This window comes from Agromyces sp. P1_H4, from assembly GCF_056405255.1.
On the sequence record NZ_JBFUCL010000605.1, the window covers coordinates 1 to 742 of the forward strand.

The window sequence follows — 742 nt, forward strand, 5'->3', positions numbered from 1 at the left end:
GCCGAGCACCGCTTCCGCGTCGTCGCACCGTTCCCGGGCAACGGCGAGGTCTCGCTCGTCGTGCGCCAGGGCGCCGACCTCCCCCTCGCGACCCTGCGGCTCTGCGCGGAGGTCGTCGCGGCCGACGCGGGGGCCGAACCGTCGCCGGCCGGCGTCGCGGCGGAGGTCGTCGAACCCGACCCCGAGCTCGTGGCGCTGCCGAGCATCCGCATCGACGAGTCGATCGTCGGCACCGACTCGACCCTGCGCATCCGCGTCGCGATCGGCGGCGAGGCGCGCGAATGCACGACCCACCTGGCCGACAAGGGCGACCTCATCGCCCGCACGTACCGGCGCATCGGCGGCATCCGGTCGGAGCTCGGCGACCTGCTCGATCGCGACGCGCGCGCGAAGCACGGCACGCGGCGACTGCGCGAGCTCGGCATGGGCCTCGCGCGGGCGTTGTTCAGCGCCGAGGTGCTCGAGTTCCTGTGGGATGCCGCGAACGACCCGGCCGACCCGCTCGACGGGCTGATCGTGCAGACCGCGGGCGAGCTCGACATCCCGTGGGAGATCGTGCACCTGCCCCCGCCCGCCGGCGTCGGGGACGACGGTCGCCCGCGCTTCCTGAGCGCCTACGGGCTCACCCGTTGGGTGTACGACACCGCGCACCCCACGGAACTCGCCGTGGCACCCGACCGGGTGCGCTTCGTGTGCCCCGACTACGCCGACCAGCGGCTGCGGCTCACGCACACCTCCGAGG

1 protein-coding gene is annotated in these 742 nt (G+C 74.5%); it reads left to right on the top strand.

What is annotated here, in order from left to right; genetic code table 11:
• The coding region (locus AC1DY2_RS20310) for a DUF7363 domain-containing protein (protein WP_476764058.1) at positions 1-742 on the top strand (742 nt) is incomplete at both ends.